Raw genomic sequence first — 19824 nt, 5'->3', positions numbered from 1 at the left:
CTCGGAAAAGGAAAACCCCCGCTCCGGCGGCGGGGGCGGTTTGATCTTGCTGTTGCCGGTCCGGCGTCACTCGGCTTCGAGCAGGCCCTCCGGCGGATCCACGACGAGGCGACCGGCGGCGAGACCGACCTCGGGAACGATCTCGGCGACGAACGGCACCAGGACCTCGCGGCCGTCGGTGGTGCGCACGGACAGCAGCTCACCGGCCGGCGTGTGCAGGACTTCCCGCACCTCGCCCACCTCTTCGCCGGAGACCCGCTCGACCCGCAGGCCGATCAGCTCGTGGTCGTGGAACTCGTCCGGGTCGTCGATCGGTTCGAGGACGTCGGAGCTGACGGTCAGCAGCACGCCGCGCAGTTCCTCGGCGGCATCCCGGCCCTCGACGCCCTCCGCACGCACGAGCAGCCGCCCGGCGTGCTGCCGGGCGGCTGTCACCGTCAGGTTCTGCGCGCGGACCACCCCGCGACGCTGCATCCCGAGCACCGAGCCGGGAGCGAAGCGCAGCTCCGGGCTGTCGGTGAGCACCTCGACGACAAGCTCCCCCCGCACGCCGTGCGGCCGGACGATGCGGCCGACGGCCAGGGTTTGCAGCTCGTGCTCGCTCATGTTCGTGCTCAGCGGTCGGTGTCGACCACGTCGACCCGGATGCCGCGGCCGCCGATGCCGGACATCACGGTCCGCAGCGCGGTCGCGGTGCGACCACCACGACCGATGACCTTGCCCAGGTCATCCGGGTTCACGTGCACCTCGAGGGTGCGACCGCGTCGGGTCGTGAGCAGCTGGACGCGGACATCGTCGGGGTTGTCGACGATGCCGCGCACCAGGTGTTCAAGCGCGTCCGCGAGGACCGTCACGCCTGACCTTCCTCGGACTTCTGCTCTTCAGCCTTGTCCTCGGCCTTCTTCGCACCCTTCTTCTTCGGGGTGGTGGCCTCGGTGGTGGGCTCCTCGCCGGCGGCGGCCAGTGCGGCCTCGAACAGCTCCTGCTTGCTCGGCTTCGGCTCGGCGACCTTCAGCCGACCCTCGGCGCCCGGCAGGCCCTTGAACTTCTGCCAGTCGCCGGTGATCTCCAGGATGTTCTGCACCGGCTCGGTCGGCTGCGCGCCGACACCCAGCCAGTACTGCACCCGCTCCGAGTTGACGATGATGCCGCTCGGGTTCTGCTTCGGGTGGTACTGCCCGATCGTCTCGATGGCCCGGCCGTTGCGGCGGGTGCGGGCGTCGGCAACGACGATGCGGTAGTGCGGCTCGCGGATCTTGCCGATCCGCGCGAGCTTGATCTTCACAGCCACGGGTGCTGGTGCTCCTCAGACTCTCGTTGGTGCTCCGGTGAGCATGCCAAGCCGCGTGGGGCAGCGGAGTGGAATGCTCTTAGTCAAAAGCGGCCACAAGCGGTGAGAGGGACCCCTCGCGGCGAACAGCATCCCATTGTGCCAGATACCGCCGCCGCCATGACCCCGGACCCGTCCGGTGGCCGTCGCGCTAGGTCGGGAGCAGACCCAGCGAGAGCAGCAGGAGGCCGAGCGCGGGCAGGAAGTTGTTCACCTGGTGCGCGACCACGCTCGCCGTCAGCCTCCCGGTGACCATCCGGGCGACGCCGATCGGGATCGCGATGACCAGCAGCAACGCGGTGCGCTCCGGCTCCAGGTGGCCGATGGCGAAGACGGCCGTGCTGAGCACGAACACGTTCAGCTGGCTCCACCGCAGCCGTTCCATCGCGCCCCAGAGCAGCCCGCGGTAGAGCAACTCCTCGCACAGCGGCGCGACCAGCCAGACGTGCAGGAAGATCACCACCGCCAGCGCCGGGGGCAGCTGCACCCCGTCGAGCAGGCCGCTCACCGTGGACTGCGCGTCCGGCCCCATCCATTGCGCCCACAGCATCGTGGCGATGGTCGTCGTGACTAGGCCGATGCCACCGATGGCCAGCCCGGTGGTGACGTCCGACCAGCGCCATTCGAGGCCGAAGTCCAGTCGCGGGCCGTTGCCGCGCACGATGGTGATCAGGACGGCCACCGCCCCGGCGAGCACGGTCGGCAACACCAGCATCAGGACCAGCGCCATGCCGTCCGGGCTGCCCAGCGCGGCCGCGAGCGTCACCGAGACCAGCACGAAGATCGCCTGCGCGAAGAAGAACGCGCCGAGCCCCCAACGGTGGGTCCGGGGCGGTGCGGCCTCGGACCCGGCGGGCTCGAGCGGCGTGTTCGCGGCGGGCTCCGACTGGTTCGGGGTGTTCATGGGCGCCTCCGTGGTGCCGGTCGGCGGCCATCTTCCTGGCCGTGTCGGCGTGCGGACGCCGGCGAAGCCGCCAGGTTACCCCCGGCGGTGCGGCGAACGGCAGCGATGTTCATCCGGCGATGGCGAACAGCAGCAGTGCGGGCAGGAAGTTGTTCGTCGCGTGCGCGATCATGCTCGCAGCCACCCGGCCGGTGATCATCCGCGCCGCGCCGATCGCGAGGCCGCCGAAGAACAACACCGGTGTGCGCCACACCTCCTGGTGAATCAGGGCGAAGATCAAGGCGGTCAGCACCAGGATCGCGTACCGCGGGATGCGGTAGTGCTCCAGAGCGCCCCAGAGCGCGCCGCGCATCAGCAGTTCCTCGGTCAACGGCGCGCCGAGGAAGGCGAACAGCGCGAACACGAACAGCCAGACGGTCCGCTCGCCCTGCATCAGCCGCGCCAGGTCGGTTTCCGGGGGCGGGCCGGAGATGGCGATGATCACCAGCGTCAGCGCCCAGGAGCCGAACAGCGCGATGCCCCCGCAGGCCAGGCCCACCTTGAAGTCGCGGCGCTTCGGCAGGATGCCGAAATCCGAGCGCAGTCCCCTGCCGCGCCACCAGGAGAACACCGCGGGCACCAGGCCGAGCAGGATGTTCGGGGCGAAGGCCAGCAACAGCAGCGGGCCGGTGTTGGGCGGCGTCGTCGGATCGAACCCGCCGGCCCGGGACGGCCTGGCGGCGTTGAGGATCAGCACGGTCAGGTAGTAGCCGCCGTAGCCGATGAAGAACGCCGCGAACCCCCACGCCAGCGAGCCGCGGCGCGCCGCCTCCAGCTGCGCCTCCCAGAAGCGGGGGTGCAGGTCGGCGTCGGTGGTGTCCTCCACCGGGCGCATCGGTTCTCCGGGGTGCCTCGGGAACTCCCGCGGCTCCCGCTCGGGCTGTTCCCCCACGCTGCGCTCCCCTCAGCCGGGCTCACCCTAAGCATCCTCCAGGAGCTCACGCCGTTTCCGGCGCCACGACCTGCGACTTCGCGCGAGGAAGATCACATCGGGGAGCCGCGGCGGGGAATCAGCCGACGACGTTGCCGCGCAGGACGATCCGCGTCGGGTGGTCCAGGACCGACAGATCCTTGCGCGGGTCCTCGTCGTAGCAGACCAGGTCGGCCGCGGCACCGTCCTGCAGCCCGGACCAGCCCAGCCACTCGCGCGCGGCCCACGACGCCGCGCCGAGCGCCTGCTCGGTGGACATCCCGACCCGGTGCAGCGCGCGCACCTCGTCGGCCAGCAGGCCGTGCGCGATGCCGCCGCCGGCGTCGGTTCCCGCGTACACCGGGATGCCCGCCTCGATCGCCTTCGCGACCGTCCGGTCGGCCCGCTCGTAGAGGTCGGTCATGTGCGCCGCGTAGGCCGGGTACTTGGTCGCGGCCGACGCGAACGACGGGAAGTTCTCGATGTTGATCAGCGTCGGGACGAGCGCCGTGCCGTTGCGGGCCATCAGTTCGATCGTGTCGTCGGTGAGCCCGGTGCCGTGCTCGATGCAGTCGATCCCGGCGTTGATCAGGCCGGGCAGCGCGTCCTCGCCGAACACGTGCGCGGTGACCCGCGCGCCCAGCCGGTGCGCCGTCGAGATCGCCTCGGCCAGCACCTCGTCGCTCCACAGCGGCGCGAGATCGCCCACCGACCGGTCGATCCAGTCGCCGACGAGCTTGATCCACCCGTCGCCGTACGCGACCTGCTCGGCGACCGCCGCGGGCAGCTGCTCCTCGTGCTCCAGCTGATCGGCCAGGTACGGGATGTAGCGCTTGGGGCGCGCCAGGTGCTTCCCGGCCCGGATGATCCTGGGCAGGTCCTCGCGTTCCTGCAGCGACCGGGTGTCGACCGGGGCGCCGCAGTCGCGGATCAGCAGCGTGCCGGCGTCGCGGTCGGCCTCCGCCTGCGCCACGGCCTCGTCGAGCTCCACCGGACCTTGGGGGCCGATGCCGACGTGGCAGTGCGCGTCGACCAGGCCGGGCAGCACGAAGCCGCCGTCGAACACGGTCTCGGCGCCGGGCACCGGGTCCAGGCTGATCCGGCCGTCCTGCACCCACAGCTCGCGCTGCGCGCCGTCGGGCAGCACGACGGCGCGCAGGTGCAGGGCGGTCACTTCTTCTTGCCGAAGTTCAGCTTCGACGGGTCGAAACCGGCGGGCAGGTCGTTCATGCCACCCTCCAGCTTGGACAGGTCCGGGCCCGCGCCCGGCATGCCCATGCCGCCCGGCGGCAGGCCGGGGAAACCACCGGGCAGGCCGCGCATGCCCTTGGGCTGCGTCGGGCCGCGCCCCTTCTTGCCCTTCTTGCCCTTCTTGCCCTTGCGGTTCTTGCTGCCCCCGCCACCGCCGAAGCCGAAGCCGCCCGCCATCTGCTGCATCATCTTGCGGGCTTCGAAAAACCGGTTGACCAGGTCGTTGATCTCGCTGATGGCCACGCCGGAGCCGCGCGCGATGCGCTGGCGGCGGGACGCGTTGATGATCTTCGGGTCGGCCCGCTCGGCGGGCGTCATGCCGCGGATGATCGCCTGGATGCGGTCCAGGCTCTTCTCGTCGAAGTTGGCCAGCTGCTCCTTCATCTGGCCCGCGCCCGGCAGCATGCCCAGCAGGTTCTGCAGCGGGCCCATCCGGCGGACCGCCTGCATCTGCTCCAGGAAGTCCTCCAGGGTCAGCTGGCCGGTGCCGAGCTTCGCCGCGGCCTGCTCGGCCTGCTCCTGGTCGAAGGCCTGCTCGGCCTGCTCGATGAGGGTGAGCAGGTCGCCCATGCCCAGGATCCGGTTGGCCATCCGGTCCGGGTGGAAGACGTCGAAGTCCTCCAGCTTCTCGCCGCTGGAGGCGAACATGATCGGCTGGCCGGTGACCTCGCGGACCGACAGCGCGGCGCCACCGCGGGCGTCGCCGTCGAGCTTGGTCAGCACCACGCCGGAGAACCCGACGCCGTCGCGGAAGGCCTGCGCGGTGTTCACCGCGTCCTGGCCGATCATCGCGTCCAGCACGAACAGGGTCTCGTCCGGGGTGATCGCGTCCCGGATGTCGGCGGCCTGCTTCATCATCTCTTCGTCGATGCCCAGCCGGCCGGCGGTGTCGACGATGACGATGTCGTGCTGCGCCCGGCGGGCCTCCTCGATGCTGCGGCGGGACACCTCGACCGGGTCACCGACGCCGTTGCCGGGCTCCGGCGCGTACACCGGCACCCCGGCGCGCTCACCGACCACCTGCAGCTGGTTCACCGCGTTCGGCCGCTGCAGGTCGCAGGCCACCAGCAGCGGCGTGTGGCCCTGCCCGGCGAGCCACTTGGCGAGCTTGCCGGCCAGCGTCGTCTTACCGGAACCCTGCAGACCGGCCAGCATGATCACGGTCGGCGGCGTCTTCGCGAACTCCAGCCGCCGGGTCTCGCCGCCGAGGACGGTGACGAGCTCCTCGTTGACGATCTTGATGACCTGCTGGGCCGGGTTCAGCGCCTGCGAGACCTCGGCACCCTTGGCGCGCTCCTTGACACCCTTGATGAAGTTGCGCACCACGGGGAGCGCCACGTCGGCTTCGAGCAGGGCGATGCGGATCTCCCGCGCGGTGGCGTCGATGTCCGCGTCGGACAGCCGCCCCTTGCCGCGCAGGTTCGTCAGGACCGAGGTGAGCCGGTCGGAGAGAGTGTCGAACACGGGTTCACGGGCTCCAGAGTCGAGGGATGTACCTGGGTACCTATGCGAGGGTAACCGGCCGGGTCACCGGCCCGGCGTGGGCTAGGAAGCGCAATTTCGCGAGAAATGGCGCGGCCACCGGGTGACCTTGCCGCCAGGTGCGGGAACCCAGCGTGATCGAGGGCCGCGAACCCGGCGGCGCCGTCACCCGGTGGGGGTGGCCGGCTTCCCGGGAAACCGGCCACCCTTCCGCTCAGCTGTGCGAGAAGTCCTCGCGGCGCTTGCCGCCCGCAGCGCGGGGCTGCGGCGAACGCTGGCCCTTGCGGTGCGGGCGCGGCTTGTCGCGGTCGCGGTCGCGGGCACCGTCCCGGCCGGGGCGGCGCGGGCGGCGGTTGATGAACTCGCCGTCGGCGCGGCTGATCCGCAGGCCCCGCCCGGCCACCTGGGTGTTGCGCAGCTTGCTGAGCAGCTCGTCCGGCAGGTCGGCGGGCAGTTCGATCAGGGTGTGCTCGTTGCGGATGTCGATGTGCCCGATGTGCTTGCTGGGCAGGCCGCCCTCGTTGGCCAGCGCCCCGACCAGGGCCCGCGGGGTGACCCGGTTGCGGCGGCCGACCTCGACCCGGTAGGTCTCGGTGTCCGAGTTGGCCGGGTGGAACGACGAGCCGTCGCGGCGGGCCGGCGGCTCGACGGGCTCCGGGTCCAGCAGCAGCGGCCGGTCGCCCTGGGCCATGGCGGCCAGCGCGGCGGCGATCTCCACGGCCGGCACGTCGTGGGTCCGCTCGTACTCCGCCACCAGCTCCTGGAAGACCTCCAGGCCGCCCTTGGCGAGGATGTCGGTGATGCTCTGCGCGAACTTCGCCAGCCGGCGGTCGTTGACCGCGTCGATGGTGGGCAGCTCCATCTGCTGGATCTGCTGGCGGGTGGCCCGCTCGATCGACCGCAGCAGGTGCCGCTCGCGCGGCGAGACGAACAGGATCGCCTCCCCGCTGCGCCCGGCCCGGCCGGTGCGGCCGACGCGGTGCACGTAGGACTCGGTGTCGTGCGGGATGTCGTAGTTGAGCACGTGCGAGATGCGCTCGACGTCGAGGCCGCGGGCGGCGACGTCGGTGGCCACCAGGATGTCGATCTTGCCGTCCCGGAGGTGGCCGATGGTGCGCTCGCGCTGCGCCTGCGCGATGTCGCCGTTGATCGCCGCCGCGCTGAAGCCGCGGGCCTGCAGCTTCTCGGCGAGTTCCTCGGTGAGCTGCTTGGTGCGGACGAACACGATCATCGCGTCGAACGACTCGACCTCGAGGATCCGGGTCAGCGCGTCCAGCTTGCTCGCCGCGCGCACCGGGACGTGCCGCTGGTTGATGTTGGTCGCGGTGCTGGTCTTGGTCTTGACCGAGATCTCGACCGGCTCGTTGAGGTAGTTCTGGCTGATCTTGCGGATCGCGCCGGGCATGGTCGCGGAGAACAGCGCCACCTGCCGGCTGGCCGGCACGGACTGCAGGATCTTCTCCACGTCCTCGATGAAGCCCATCCGCAGCATCTCGTCGGCCTCGTCGAGCACCAGGTTCTTGAGCCCGGTCAGGTCGAGCGAGCCCTTCTCCAGGTGGTCGATCAACCGGCCGGGGGTGCCGACGACGACGTGCGCGCCGCGGCGCAGGCCGGCGAGCTGCGGGCCGTAGCTGGTGCCGCCGTAGATCGGCAGCACGTGGAAGCCGGGGATGTGCGCGGCGTAGCGCTGGAACGCCTCGGAGACCTGGATCGCCAGCTCGCGGGTGGGCGCGAGCACCAGGGCCTGCGGGCCGGTGGCGTCGAGGTCGAGGCGGGACAAGATCGGCAGGGCGAACGCGGCGGTCTTGCCGGTGCCGGTCTGGGCCAGGCCCAGCACGTCGCGACCCTCCAGCAGCAGCGGGATGGTCTTCTCCTGGATCGGCGACGGGGTCTCGTAGCCGATCTCGGTGAGCGTCTGGCGGACGCGCGGGTCAAGGTCAAGTTCGTCGAATGTCGACATGCTGGAAGCGGATCTCCTCGGTGGACTCGGCAGGGGGCTGATGGTCTGCGGAAACGGCCCTGCAACTACCCGCCCGGGGTCCGGGGTGATCGGCGAGGCGTCGGCTCGTGAGCCCTAGATCGCCGCGGGGCGCCGCTTGCGCATTTCGAACCGCGCGCTCAGCTGGACGCACACCCTGTTGCCAGTCACCCGCAGCTCGATCATTCTCAGCCTGGCGCCGCGGCATCCTGCCGCTGCGCCGAACATCCAGCCTAGCGATCGCCATCGGGGAGCGGGGCGGTGGCCCGGCACAACGGGACGCAAGTCACGCTACGACGTCCAGCCGGAGGCCGTCGGCGACCTGGTTCCGGGTGAACAGGTGCACCCGGTGCCAGCCCCGCGGGGTCGCGCCGTCGCGCAGCTGCTGGTGCATCCGTTCGGCCCGGTGCACGTGCCGGAGGAACGATCCGGGCCGGATCAGCCGGCCGCGCGCCCGCTGCCCGGCCAGCGCCTCGCGCGGGTCCACGTGCAGCCACACCAGCACCCGCTGCCGTCCGGTGAGCCAGGCGAAGGTCAGCAGCAACGCGCGGGTGGTGGCGCGGGTCGCGGGCTCGTGCGCGACGACCGGTCCGGACGTGCGCGCGCACCGCCAGGCTATGCGGCTGCGGTGCACCAGGTGCACCAGCGGGCGGTAGTAGCGGTAGGGCAGGCGGCTCGGCAGGACCTTGCGCAGGACGGCGCGAACCTGGTCGGAGTCCAGCGTCGAGATGTCCGCGCCACCGCGGAGCTTTCCGAGCACCGTGCTCTTGCCCGCGCCCGGCAGGCCGGCCAGTACGACGAGCGAACGCCGCCCGATGCGCACCGTCGGCGGCGGGCTGGTGGCCGAGGGGAGTACGTCCGATATGTCCACGACGGCGTCCAGGTTACGCGTGATCGATCTTGGCGGACGGGCCGAGTGCGCAACGCCACCGAACGCAAAAGCGGAAGGCGGCTCGCTCTCCCCGAACGAACCGCCTTCCCACCATCCCCCTGGGGCGCCACGAGATACCGCACCCGATCCGCGTGGGCGACCGTGTCCCCCCGGTCACCCACGCGGCTCCCCCGTCGCGAACGCGAAGCCCGGTGTTTCCCGCCCGACCCCCAGTACGGGCGGGGCCCCCTCCGGTTCCCCCTTGTCGCCGCGTCGCACTTAGGAGTCTGCCGTCCGAGCGGGCCCGGCGAGACCGTGAAGCCCCCTGAGTACGGCTGCGTAGTGTTACGCACTCGCCACCGAGTGGTCCGGCGAAATCCACTCAGGCAAGCCGGTCGCGCGCGGGGGCTCGTGAGCGGTTTGTATCGCCATGGCACTCCAAAACGCTCACGAGCCCGGAGCCGCAGAACGCGGAGGGCGCCGCCGATCGATCGGCGGCGCCCTCCGGCTCGGTCGGGAAACGGGATCAGATCGCCTCGACCCCGGTCTCCCCGGTGCGCACCCGGACCACGGTTTCCACCGAGGTGACCCAGACCTTGCCGTCGCCGACGCGGCCGGTGCGCGCGGCGGTCACGATCCCGTCCACGGCCTTGTCCACATCGGAGTCGTCGACGAGGACCTCGACGCGCAGCTTCTCGATGAAGTCCACGGCGTACTCGGCGCCCCGGTAGACCTCCGTGTGGCCCTTCTGGCGCCCGTAGCCCTGCGCCTCGCTGACGGTCATGCCCAGCACCCCGAGCCGACCGAGCGCCTCCTTCAGATCGTCCAACTTGGACGGTTGGACGATCGCGGTCACCAACTTCATGCGCGGCTGCCCTCCAGCTTGCGTTCGACCTCGTCGGCAGGCGCCGCGGACCGGCGTCGCGCGGAGCGGTCATCGCCGAAGTGGTACGCGGTCTCGGCGTGCTCGGTCTCGTCGATGCCCACGGCCTCGTCCTCGGCGCTCAGCCGGAACCCTACGACCGCCTTGACCAGCAGCGCCAGCACCAGGCTGAGCACGAAGGAGTAGGCGAGCACCGCGACCGCGCCGACCGCCTGCCGCCACAACTGGTCGAGCCCGCCGCCGTAGAACAGGCCGTCCACCCCGGCCGGGGCGGCCGACGAGGCGAACAGGCCGATCAGCAGCGTGCCCAGCAGACCGCCGACCAGGTGCACGCCGACGACGTCCAGCGAGTCGTCGTAGCCGAACCGGTACTTCAGGCTCACCGCGAGCGCGCACACCGCGCCGGTGATCGCGCCGACCGCGATCGCGCCCAGCGGCGTCACCGAGGAGCAGGCCGGGGTGATCGCCACGAGGCCCGCGACGATGCCGGACGCGGCGCCGAGCGTGGTCGCGTGGCCGTCGCGGATGCGCTCGACGAGCAGCCAGCCGAGCATCGCGGCGCTGGTCGCCACCAGGGTGTTCACCAGCGCGACCGCGGCGGTGGTGTTGGCCGCCAGCGCCGAACCGGCGTTGAACCCGAACCAGCCGAACCACAGCAGGCCCGCACCGAGCACCACAAACGGCAGGTTGTGCGGCTTGCCCGGGTCCTTCGGCCAGCCCCTGCGCTTGCCGAGCACCAGCACCAGGGCCAGCGCGGCGGCGCCCGCGTTGATGTGCACCGCGGTGCCGCCAGCGAAGTCGATCGCGGCCAGCCGGTTGGCGATCCAGCCGCCGACGGCGGTCACGTTGCCCGCGTCGTCCTCGGTGTCGAAGGCGAACACCCAGTGCGCGACCGGGAAGTACACCACCACGGCCCACAACCCGGCGAACAGCAGCCACGGGCCGAAGCGGGCCCGGTCGGCGATCGCGCCGGAGATCAGCGCCACGGTGATGATCGCGAACATCGCCTGGAAGCCGACGAACGCCAGCGTCGGGATGCTGCCGGAGACCTGGTCCCCGGCCAGCAGCGAGCTCAGTCCGAAGAACTCGGCCGGGTTGCCGAGCAGGCCGACCCCGCCGATGTCGGAGCCGAACGCGGTGGAGTAGCCGATGAGCACCCACAGCACGCCCACCACGCCGATGCTGCCGAGGCTCATCATCAACATGTTGAGCACGCCGCGGGAGCGCACCATGCCGCCGTAGAAGAACGCCAGACCCGGGGTCATGAGCAGGACCAACGCCGCGCTCATGAGCACCCATGCGGTGTCGCCTGAATTCACATTGCCTCCCGATGCGACCGAGTTGGCCCGCATCCTGAGGAATGCCTGTTTCCGGCGGCCCGTTCCGCTGTTACGCGGCCGTGAAATCCGGCTCACCGCCGGTTACAGCGGCGTTGTGAGGTCACCGCCGCGTTGCGCGTCGATCACCGAAGGCACCTGGACGGGCCGCCCGGCCAGCAGGCCCGTGCAGAGCCAGATCGTCGAGCAACCCAGCAGCAGCACCAGCGGCGCGATCCAGCCGCCGGTCACGTCGTGCAGCAGCCCGATCAGCAGCGGACCGGCCGCGGCGATGAGGTACCCGCCGCCCTGCGCCATCCCGGACAGCGCAGTCGTGGTGTCGCTGTCCGGCGAGCGCAGCCCGAACAACGTCAGCGCCAAGCCGAACGCCGCGCCCTGCGCCAGGCCGAGCACGACCACCGACGGCCACAGCCCGGCGGTCGGGCCGACGAGGATCCCGGTGAAGCCGAGCATGAGCAGTACCGCCAGCACCACGGCGATCAGGCGCTGGTCGCGGAGCCGGTGGCACAGCACGGGCACGCTCATCGAGCCGACGGCCTGCACCGCGGCCTGGATGCCCAGCGCCAGGCCGGCGAGCCCGGCACTCATGCCCCGGCTCTGCAGCATCGTCGGCAGCCAGCCGAACGTGACGTAGGCCATCGCCGACTGCACACCCATGAAGACGGTGACCTGCCAGGCCAGCGGGTTCCGCCACAACCGGCCGCCGCTGGAGGGCTGCGGCGGCGCGCCGGAGCTGCGCCGCAGCGCGAAGAGGCTGATCACCAGGGCCAGCAGGACGGGAACCGCGAGGATCCCGAGCGGAGCGCGCCAGGCGGACGACAGCGCGGCGCCCAGCGGCACGACCACGCTCGCCGCGATCGCGCCGCCCAGCGTCAGGCACATCGTGTAGACCGCCGTGATCACCGGCACCTTGTGCGGGAAGTCCCGCTTGATCAGGCCCGGCAGCGCCACGTTCGCCACCGCGATCCCGGCGCCGACCACGACGGTCCCGGCCAGCAGCGTCCAGATCGATCCCAGCGCGCGCAGCGAGTTGCCGATCAGCAGCACGATCAGGCAGCCGACCAGTACCTTCTCGTCGCCGAAGCGCTGCCGGAGCTTCGGCGCGACGAACGCGAACACCCCCAGGCACACCACGGGCAGCGTCGTCAGCACGCCGCCGAAGGTGTTCGACACGCCCAGGTCCTGCTGGATCTGCTCCAGCAGCGGGGCGACCGCGGTGAACGGCGGCCGCAGCGCCAGCGCCACCAGCACGACCAGCACCAGGGTGGCGGCCACGGCGGTGCCCACCGGGGATGCCGGTGCCTGCTGGACTCGGGTGCTCACTGCGCGTTTCCCCTCTCGTCGAGAACGCCCCCGAGGGACGTCAGGCTCGGCTTAATCACGGCATGCGCGGCCGCCGCGGCGGCCTCCGGGTCACCGTCGACGATGGCCTCCAGCAGCGCCCGGTGGGTGACCGGCCCGCCTTCGGACAGCGCGGCGTCCGCGCGGACCGTTTCCAGGCTCTCCTGGAGACGTTCGCTGAGGTAGCGGTACATCTCCGAGAGCACCGGGTTGCGTGCCGCCGCCACGACCGCGGCGTGGAAGTCGACGTCGGCGGCGGCGAAGGTCTCGGGCGAGTCCGCGCGGTCGCGGAGGTCGAGCAGCTCGCGCAGCCGCTGGATGTCGGTGTCGTCGCGACGCATCGCGGCTAACCGGGCGGCCTGCACGTCGTAGGCGAGCTGCACCTCGAAGACGTCCCGGACCCCGGCGAGCCGCAACTGCCGCAGCATCGGCGCCGGATCGGCGGTGGACACGACGAACGTCCCGGCGCCCTGGCGGGATTCCAGCCGCCCGAGGTGCACGAGCGCCCGCACGGCCTCCCGGACGACGGTCCGGCTGACCCCCAGCTCGGCGACCAGCTCCAGCTCGGTCGGAATCCGCTCACCGGGAGCCCAGGCCCCACCGGAGAGCTGCTCGTTGAGCGCGGCGATGACCTCGTCCACGGAGGACCGGTGCCCGACGACTCGCATACCAACACCTCCGGGCGAAACCCTAGGGCAGACATCAGTCGTCAGACAAATTTCCAGCGCGCATCCGGCTGATCGGCCGGATGCGCCGTGCGGTTCCGGCCGATCAGCTCGGCGTGCTCAGCTCCGGTCGCCGAGGTCGTCGGAGCGCCCGGCTTCCAGGCGGGCCCACTGGGCCGTGGGCCGCCCGCGGACGCGGAGCGTGTCGCGGTCGACGTCCCAGTGCTGCGGCCACCCGGCGGGCGAGTCCTCCCAGGTTTCCTGCCGGCCGTAGACGGTGCGGTCCAGCAGCGCGTAGTTGTTGTCGAGCACCTCGGCGCCGCGGCCGGTGGTCCAGTAGGTCTCGAACACCCGATCGCCCTCGCGCAAGTAGCACACCAGGTAGAACACCCCGACCCGGCGACCGGCCAGCAGCTCCTCGGCGCACTCCCGCACCGAGTACCACGGCCCGTCCCAGCCCATGAAGTCCCGGTAGCGCACGCTCTGCTCGTACGGGCCGTAGCAGAAGGTGGCGTAGGTCGCGTCCCGGGTGTGCAGGTGGGAGCGCTCGCGGACCTGCCCGTTGTAGAACGTGCAGCCCTCGCACTGCTCGGCCGCGGGCTGGTCGTCGTGCCACATGTGGAAGTACGCGATCAGCTGCCGCCGGCCTTCGAACGCAGCCAGCAGGCTGACCGGGCCGTCCGGGCCGATCAGCTGGATCGCGGCGTCCACCTCCACCATCGGCAGCCGGCGACGGGCCGCGGCGATCGCGTCGCCTTCGCGAGTGTGGGCCTTCTCCCGGACCCGCAGCGCATCCAGTTCGGCCTGCCAGGCGACGCGGTCGACCACCTTCGGCAACGCGGCGTTCGTCGACTCGTTCATCGTGCCGTCCTCCGTTTCCCGGTTTCCGTTCCTGTGCTTTCGGGGCGCCGACTCACTGGTCGAGGTGTTTCTTCAGCGCGTCGAGCGGGCCGTCCCAGTCGCGGGCCAGCGCGCCCAGGAACTGCTGCGCCACGCGCATCGGCTCGGAGCGCAGCCGGTAGCGCACCCGCCGTCGCTCGCCGGGTTCGGCCGTCACCAGGCCCGCTTCGGAGAGCAGCACCAGGTGCTTGGCGATCGCCTGCCGGGTGATCGGCAGGCGGGCGGCCAGATCCGTGGCGGTGGCCGGGCCACCGGCGGCCAGCTCGGCGAGGATCCCGCGCCGGGTCGGGTCGGCGAGCGCGACGAATACCTGCTCGGCGATCGCTTCGTGATCGAGCGGCATGGTCTAGGCGGCGTCGAGGTAACCGACCAGTTCACCCAGCTCGCGCGCCCAGCCCTCGACGTGGGAGTCGTACCCGGTGCGGTAGTTGCCTTCCGGCAGCTGCGCGAAGCCGGTCTCCACCACGGTCAGCCGGGTGCCCCGCGGGGTCGGTTCGAGCGTGAACTCCACGTAGGTCCGTCGCGGATCATCCGCGGGCATGCCGTCGACCCGCCAGGTGAAGCCGAAGACCCTGGGCTCCTCGACCCGTTCGACGCGGATGTCCGCGACGTCACCCTCGGGCCAGCTCATCCGCGCGGCCCCGCCCGGGCGCAGGTCGATGGTGGCGTCGTTGCCGAACCAGCCGATGAGTCCTTCCGCGGTGGTCAGCGCCGCCCACACCTTGCTCGGCGGATGGGCCAGGTCCGTGGTCCGTTCGATCCGATCGGGGAATCCCATGGCGCCCTCCAGCAACCTTCAATCGCAACCTATTGGTTGCGACAGTATTGCAACCAACCAGTTGCGTCAAGGCCGCTGGGAAGCGTGAAAAGCGAACAGCCCCCGCGCTTGGGGCGCGGGGGCTGTTCTCGGGACTTGTCAGCCGAGGAGGGCGTCCACGAAGGCTCCCGGCTCGAAGGGGGCCAGGTCGTCCGGGCCTTCGCCGAGGCCTACCAGCTTCACCGGGACACCCAGTTCCCGCTGCACCTGGAAGACGATGCCGCCCTTGGCCGTGCCGTCGAGCTTGGTGAGCACGATGCCCGTCACGTCCACCACGTCGGAGAACACCCGCGCCTGGGTCAGGCCGTTCTGGCCCGTCGTCGCGTCCAGCACCAGCAGGACCTCGTCGACCTGGGCCTTCTTCTCCACGACGCGCTTGACCTTGCCCAGCTCGTCCATCAGGCCCGTCTTGGTGTGCAGGCGGCCGGCCGTGTCGACCAGCACCGCGTCCACGGCCGTGTCGCTGCCGCGGCTGACCGCTTCGAACGCCACGCTCGCCGGGTCGGCACCTTCCTTGCCCCGCACCACCTCGGCGCCCACCCGGCTGCCCCAGGTGGCGAGCTGCTCGACGGCCGCGGCGCGGAAGGTGTCGGCCGCGCCGAGCAGGACCGTCCGGCCGTCCGCGACGAGCACCCGCGCCAGCTTGCCGGTGGTCGTGGTCTTGCCGGTGCCGTTGACGCCGACGACCAGCACCACGGCCGGCTTGCCGCCATCGGCCGGGTTGCCGTGCGGCAGCGCGCGCACCGCGCGCTCCATGTCCGGGCCGAGGGCGTCCACCAGCACCTCGCGCAGCAGCGCACGCGCCTCGTCCGGCGTGCGGATGCCGCGCGTGGCGATCTCGGTGCGCAGCCGCTCGGTGATCTCGGTGGTTGTCGCCGCGCCGAGGTCGGCCAGCAGGAGGGTGTCCTCGATCTCCTCCCAGGAGTCCTCGTCCAGGTCGCCGGCGCCGAGCAGGCCCAGCAGGCCCTGGCCGAACGTCGACCGGGAGCGGGAGAGCCGGCCGCGCAGCCGCTCCAGCCGACCCGAGGTCGGCTCGATCTCCTCGATCTCCTCGATCTCCTCCGGCACCGCGGGCGCCGGCTCCGGCACCGGCTCGGCGCGCTCCTGCTCCGGAACCTCGGCCGGTGCTTCGACCGGCGGCTCCTTGACCGGCGGCTCCTCGGTCACCGTGCCGCCGTCCGGCAGGGGCACGTCCACGATGCCGCGCCGCTCGGTGTCGCGGGGCACCGCGGCGTCGTCGCCGACGCCGGGCTGGCCCTCCACCTCGGTGCGCTCGCCCGCCGGATGCTCCGGCGGGGCCGCCGTGGTGGTGCCGCCGCTGGACAGGCTGATCCCGTTGTCGGCGCGATACCCGCCGCCCTTGACGGACTCGGCCCGGCCCGCAGTCTCGTCCCGTTCGCTCAGGCTGATCCGCCGCCGGCGGTTCAGCACGACGCCGGCGACCACGGCGATCGCCAGCACCACCACGACGGCGACGATGATCAGAATCAGGTTCTCGGTGGTCACTCGCCCATCCTCCCACCTGGTCATACCGGCCTCGGAACGCGCCCGGCACACCAAGTGAGCAATTCACCAACAATGAGCGCGAGACGCTTGCATTTACCATGCGCTGTGCAATAGACCACACATGTGGGTTGGTTGCGCGTGATCGGTCTGCTCTCCGGCACGTCGATGGACGGCGTCGACGTGGCCGTGGCCGAGCTGCGGCTGGACGGCGACACCGTGCAGCTCCGCCCGCTGGGCGCCACCGTGCTCCCCTACCCGGACGTGCTGCACGAGAAGCTGCGCGCCGTGCTCCCGCCAGCCGGTTGCAGCGCCGAAGACCTGTGCCGGCTCGACACCTACGTCGGGCAGCAGTTCGCGGCCGCGGCCCGGCTCGGGGTCGAGCTCGCGGACGGCCGCGCCGACCTCGTGGCGTCGCTCGGGCAGACGATCTACCACTGGGTCCAGGGCAGCGGGCGAGCGCGCGGCACCCTGCAGATCGGGCAGCCTGCGTGGATCGCCGAGGCCACCGGCCTGCCGGTGGTGTCCGACCTGCGGGCCCGCGACGTCGCCGCCGGCGGTCAGGGCGCCCCGCTGGCGGGCGTGTTCGACGCGCTGTGGCTGGCCGACGAGCCCGGCACGACCGTCGCGCTGAACATCGGCGGCATCGCCAACATCACCGTGGTCGGCGGGCGGCGGCCGCTGGCCTACGACACCGGCCCAGGCAACGCGCTGATCGACCTCGCGGCGGGCCGGATCACCGGCACGCCGCAGGACACCGACGGGAGCATCGCCGCGACCGGCACCGTCCACGCCGAACTGCTCGAAGTGCTGCTCGCCGACGGCTACTACCGGCGGCCGGCGCCGAAATCCACCGGCAAGGAGCACTTCAACGCCGACTACCTGGCCCGGGCGCTGGACGAGCTGCCCGGCGAGGTCGGCGACGGCGACCTGCTGGCGACCCTGACCGAGCTCACCGCGCGCACCATCGCCGACGCCTGCCGCAACGAGCAGGCCACGAAGGTCGTTGCGTCCGGCGGCGGGGTGCGCAATCCTGTCCTGCTCGCCGCCCTGCGCCGCCTGCTGGACGCGCCGCTGGTCGTCAGCGACGACCTCGGCATGCCCGCGGACGGCAAGGAGGCGTACCTGACCGCGCTGCTCGGATTCCTCACCTGGCACGGCGTCAGCGGCAACGCGCCGGGCACCACCGGGGCCGCCGGGCCCCGCTTGTTGGGCAGCATCACCCCGGGATCCGGCCCGCTCCGGCTCCCCGAGCCCGCCATCCAGCAGCCGAGGCGGCTGCGAATGCAGCCCGCGTAGGAGGCGCCAGTGCATCCCGTCGACATCACGATCATCATCGGCTACCTGGTTCTGATGCCGGTCCTCGGCGTGCTGCTGGCCGGCAAGCAGCGCTCGGCGAAGGACTTCTTCGTCAGCGACCGCAACATGCCGTCCTGGGCGGTGTGCTTCGCGGTGGTGGCCACCGAGACGTCCACGCTGACGGTGATCAGCACGCCGACGGTCGCCTACCTCGGGTCGTTCACCTTCCTGCAGCTGGCGATCGGCTACCTGATCGGCCGGGTCGTGGTGGCCTTCGTGCTGCTGCCCCGCTACTACGGGGGCGAGCTCGTCACCGCCTACGCGTTCCTCGGCAAGCGGTTCGGCCCGGGGGTGCAGGTCACCGCGTCGGCGACGTTCCTGATCACCCGGCTGCTGGCGGACGGGGTGCGGCTGTTCGCCACGGCCATCCCGGTGAAGGTGATGCTGGGGGCGGCCGGCATCGACGTGTCGTTCTGGCAGATCCTCCTGGTGATCACGATCATCACCGTGCTCTACACGTACCTCGGCGGCACCCGCGCCGTGGTCTGGGTGGACGCCCTGCAGATGGTCCTCTACGTCGTCGGCGGTGTCATCGCGGTCGTGGTGCTGGCCGGGAAGCTGCCCGCCGACTGGTTCGCCTCCGCCCTGGACGCCGGCAAGTTCCAGTTGTTCGACTTCTCGTCGTCGATCGTGACCGAGCCGTACTCGTTCGTCACGGCGATCGTCGGTGGCGCGATGCTCTCGATGGCCTCACACGGCGCCGACCAGCTGATCGTGCAGCGGTTGCTGGCGACCCGGACGTTGAAGGCCAGCCAGGGCGCACTGATCGGCAGCGGCATCCTGGTGTTCTTCCAGTTCGGCCTGTTCCTGCTGATCGGCACCATGCTGTGGTCGTTCTACGACGGGGTGAAGCCCAAGGAAATGGGCATGAGCACGAACGACGAGCTGTTCCCGACGTTCATCATCACCGAGATGCCGCCGGGCATCGCCGGGCTACTGATCGCGGGCATCCTCGCCGCCGCGATGAGCTCGTCGCTGAACTCGCTCGCGACGTCCACCGTGACCGACGTCTACCAGCGGTTGATCAAGCGCAAGCTCGACGACAACGCGGTGCTGCGCCAGGCGAAGTTCTGGGTGCTCGCGTGGGGCGTGCTGCTGTTCGTGTTCGCCTCGATGTTCACCAGCACCGACAACCCGGTCATCGAGTTGGGGCTGAGCATCACGGGCTACACCTACGGCGCGCTGCTCGGGTCGTTCTTCCTCGGGCTCGCGGTGAAGCGGGCGACCCAACCCGACGCGGTGATCGCGTTCCTGGTGACCGTCGTGGTGATGGCGATCGTGATCCTCGGGGTCACCTTCCCGGACGGCGAAGGCGGCGAAGCCCCGCTGGCCTTCCCCTGGTACACGCCGCTCGGCGTCATCGTGACGCTCGTGGTGGGCGGACTGCTGTCGCTGCGCCACCCGCGACGGGCGCCCGAAGCCGCCGTCAAGCAGGCCGACAACGCGTGAACTGCCGTGGGTCTTGCTGTCGTGACCGCAGTTTCAATTGAAACTGCGGTCACGGCGGGCGACTCAGGCGACGGCGGCCGAGATGACCGACAGCAGGATGATCAGGAAGCACAGCGCGACGCTGCCGGCCATGATCCCGATGGCCAGGCCCATGCCGGGCGCCTTCTGCGGGGTCGGGCCGATGGCACCGTTCATGAAGACGATCACCGGCGCCGCGTAGTGGACGTCGACCTGCTGACCGGCGTTGACCGGGATCACCGCGGTCGCGAGGCCGACCTGCCACAGGTAGTTGACGTGGATGCCGATCTGGTACTGGCCGGGCGGCAGGTCGACCGGGGTCTTGCCCCAGGTCAGGATCGGGCCCGGCTGCCCGTTGATGGTGAGCTGCGGCTTGAAGAACATCAGCATGAACGCCAGCCAGAAGTACGAGCAGTCGATCATGATGCGCCCCATGCCGGGCGCGGGCGGCGCCATCGGCTGGCCCTGCGGCGCGGCCGGGGCCGGCGGCTGCGGGTAGCCCTGCTGCGGCATTCCCGGCTGCATCTGCGGCGGCATCGGCTGTTGCGGCATCGGGCCGGACGGCGGGCCGTAGCCGCCGGGCGGCGCCATCGGCGGGCCCTGCTGCGGGTACGGCTGCTGCCCCGGCGGGGGGCCGTACGGGTTGGTCATGGAAAGCCTCCTGTACCTGGTGGGACCCCGCACTCGGGGTGATGCGGGAACTCCGCGCCCGGTGTCCGGCCGGCATCTGCCCCCGAGGATCGACGCCGGACCGCGGAAACATCGTCCCGCATGCCGTTCCGGAGGT

Annotated in this window: 20 protein-coding genes; 2 read left to right on the top strand and 18 right to left on the bottom strand. The window is 71.3% G+C overall.

Annotated elements, in window-relative coordinates; translation table 11 throughout:
- Window positions 1-66: 66 nt before the first annotated feature.
- From rimM to ftsY, 17 genes are all read right to left on the bottom strand, one after another.
- Window positions 67-606 (bottom strand): ribosome maturation factor RimM, encoded by a 540-nt coding sequence (gene rimM, locus E1288_RS13580; protein WP_132484880.1) that lies wholly within the window; start codon window positions 604-606, stop codon window positions 67-69.
- 8 nt (window positions 607-614) lie between these two features.
- Complete coding sequence (locus E1288_RS13575; RefSeq protein ID WP_010305954.1) at window positions 615-854, bottom strand: RNA-binding protein; 240 nt, start codon at window positions 852-854, stop codon at window positions 615-617.
- Entirely contained in the window at window positions 851-1291 is a 441-nt protein-coding gene (rpsP, locus tag E1288_RS13570) for a 30S ribosomal protein S16 (protein WP_132484878.1), read from the bottom strand. The genes E1288_RS13575 and rpsP overlap by 4 nt, the downstream gene beginning before the upstream one ends.
- Before the next feature lie 190 nt (window positions 1292-1481).
- Window positions 1482-2234 carry a CPBP family intramembrane glutamic endopeptidase gene (locus tag E1288_RS13565; protein WP_132484876.1) on the bottom strand — a complete coding sequence of 251 codons (753 nt, stop codon included), beginning with the start codon at window positions 2232-2234 and terminating at the stop codon, window positions 1482-1484.
- 109 nt (window positions 2235-2343) lie between these two features.
- The gene (locus E1288_RS13560) at window positions 2344-3165 is read right to left on the bottom strand and encodes a CPBP family intramembrane glutamic endopeptidase (RefSeq protein WP_132484874.1); all 822 of its coding nucleotides are present in this window, start codon (window positions 3163-3165) and stop codon (window positions 2344-2346) included.
- A 118-nt stretch (window positions 3166-3283) separates the two neighbouring features.
- Window positions 3284-4357, bottom strand: coding sequence for a metal-dependent hydrolase family protein (locus tag E1288_RS13555; protein ID WP_132484872.1), 1074 nt, complete (start codon window positions 4355-4357; stop codon window positions 3284-3286).
- A complete protein-coding gene (gene ffh, locus E1288_RS13550) occupies window positions 4354-5898 on the bottom strand; it encodes a signal recognition particle protein (protein ID WP_132484870.1) in 1545 nt (514 codons plus the stop codon). Before ffh ends, E1288_RS13555 begins: the two co-directional genes overlap by 4 nt.
- Before the next feature lie 232 nt (window positions 5899-6130).
- Complete coding sequence (locus E1288_RS13545; RefSeq protein ID WP_132484868.1) at window positions 6131-7876, bottom strand: DEAD/DEAH box helicase; 1746 nt, start codon at window positions 7874-7876, stop codon at window positions 6131-6133.
- A 304-nt stretch (window positions 7877-8180) separates the two neighbouring features.
- The gene (locus E1288_RS13540; protein WP_132484866.1) at window positions 8181-8765 is read right to left on the bottom strand and encodes an AAA family ATPase; all 585 of its coding nucleotides are present in this window, start codon (window positions 8763-8765) and stop codon (window positions 8181-8183) included.
- A 526-nt stretch (window positions 8766-9291) separates the two neighbouring features.
- Window positions 9292-9630, bottom strand: coding sequence for a P-II family nitrogen regulator (locus E1288_RS13535; RefSeq protein ID WP_132484864.1), 339 nt, complete (start codon window positions 9628-9630; stop codon window positions 9292-9294).
- Complete coding sequence (locus tag E1288_RS13530; protein WP_132484862.1) at window positions 9627-10967, bottom strand: ammonium transporter; 1341 nt, start codon at window positions 10965-10967, stop codon at window positions 9627-9629. The genes E1288_RS13535 and E1288_RS13530 overlap by 4 nt, the downstream gene beginning before the upstream one ends.
- A gap of 102 nt (window positions 10968-11069) precedes the next feature.
- A complete protein-coding gene (locus E1288_RS13525) occupies window positions 11070-12308 on the bottom strand; it encodes a CynX/NimT family MFS transporter (RefSeq protein WP_132484860.1) in 1239 nt (412 codons plus the stop codon).
- Window positions 12305-12994 (bottom strand): FadR/GntR family transcriptional regulator, encoded by a 690-nt coding sequence (locus tag E1288_RS13520; RefSeq protein ID WP_132484858.1) that lies wholly within the window; start codon window positions 12992-12994, stop codon window positions 12305-12307. The genes E1288_RS13525 and E1288_RS13520 overlap by 4 nt, the downstream gene beginning before the upstream one ends.
- 117 nt (window positions 12995-13111) lie before the next feature.
- Window positions 13112-13852 (bottom strand): DUF899 family protein, encoded by a 741-nt coding sequence (locus tag E1288_RS13515; RefSeq protein WP_132484856.1) that lies wholly within the window; start codon window positions 13850-13852, stop codon window positions 13112-13114.
- 52 nt (window positions 13853-13904) lie between these two features.
- Window positions 13905-14234 (bottom strand): ArsR/SmtB family transcription factor, encoded by a 330-nt coding sequence (locus E1288_RS13510; RefSeq protein ID WP_132484854.1) that lies wholly within the window; start codon window positions 14232-14234, stop codon window positions 13905-13907.
- 3 nt (window positions 14235-14237) lie between these two features.
- Window positions 14238-14669: an SRPBCC domain-containing protein gene (locus E1288_RS13505; protein WP_132484852.1), complete on the bottom strand. Its 432-nt coding sequence runs from the start codon at window positions 14667-14669 to the stop codon at window positions 14238-14240.
- Between the two features lie 138 nt (window positions 14670-14807).
- On the bottom strand, window positions 14808-16238 hold the full coding sequence (gene ftsY, locus E1288_RS13500) for a signal recognition particle-docking protein FtsY (RefSeq protein ID WP_132484850.1): 1431 nt from the start codon (window positions 16236-16238) through the stop codon (window positions 14808-14810).
- 141 nt (window positions 16239-16379) lie between these two features.
- Between ftsY and E1288_RS13495 the strand changes: the two genes are divergently transcribed.
- Window positions 16380-17510, top strand: coding sequence for an anhydro-N-acetylmuramic acid kinase (locus E1288_RS13495; RefSeq protein ID WP_235883532.1), 1131 nt, complete (start codon window positions 16380-16382; stop codon window positions 17508-17510).
- A 9-nt stretch (window positions 17511-17519) separates the two neighbouring features.
- Entirely contained in the window at window positions 17520-19019 is a 1500-nt protein-coding gene (locus E1288_RS13490) for a sodium:solute symporter (RefSeq protein ID WP_132484846.1), read from the top strand.
- A 63-nt stretch (window positions 19020-19082) separates the two neighbouring features.
- Here E1288_RS13490 and E1288_RS13485 read toward each other — a convergent pair whose 3' ends face one another.
- A complete protein-coding gene (locus E1288_RS13485; protein ID WP_132484844.1) occupies window positions 19083-19688 on the bottom strand; it encodes a hypothetical protein in 606 nt (201 codons plus the stop codon).
- Window positions 19689-19824 lie beyond the last annotated feature (136 nt).

Source organism: Saccharopolyspora elongata, assembly GCF_004348985.1.
In the GTDB taxonomy this organism is placed as follows: Bacteria; Actinomycetota; Actinomycetes; order Mycobacteriales; family Pseudonocardiaceae; genus Saccharopolyspora; species Saccharopolyspora elongata.
The sequence above is the reverse complement of the archived record's forward strand: the minus strand, read 5'-3'. Positions and strand labels throughout refer to the sequence as shown.